This is a genomic window from Mesorhizobium sp. M1E.F.Ca.ET.063.01.1.1 (assembly GCF_003998155.1).
Classification (GTDB): domain Bacteria; phylum Pseudomonadota; class Alphaproteobacteria; order Rhizobiales; family Rhizobiaceae; genus Mesorhizobium.
In genome coordinates, this window is the sequence record NZ_RZSC01001780.1 from 1 (window position 1) to 389 (window position 389).

Annotated in this window: 1 pseudogene; it reads right to left on the bottom strand. The window is 66.6% G+C overall.

The features are described from left to right. Positions 1-389: pseudogene (locus EOA29_RS40845) on the bottom strand (sulfatase-like hydrolase/transferase); the annotation flags it as partial.

Genomic DNA, 389 nt, shown 5'->3' on the forward strand with positions numbered 1-389 from the left:
GGCCGGATCATACATGGCGTTGTAGGGCTCAGGCACGATGAAGGGCGGGTGCGGGCTGATGAAGGAGAGATGCGCGAACCAGGGCGCGCCACGCTCCTGCTCGCCCAGCCAGCGGATGAACTCGCCGGCCAGGAAAGCCGTCGGCGTCTGGTCCTGCGAGTAAATTGGTGGCGCATTGGTCACGGGGTCGCTCGGTTCGCCAACCGGGCGGTGGACGTCAGGATGGCCGGCACTGGAGTCGATGCCCTGGGCGCTCAGCCAGGACAGCCAAGGCTTCTGATGCTCGGGCAGGAATTGGCGCACGGTGAAGCCGGGCAGGACCCCCTCATAGGTTCTCAGCCTGGGGTCGCCGGGCGCAAGCAGGCGCGGGTCGAGCGAGACATCAGTAT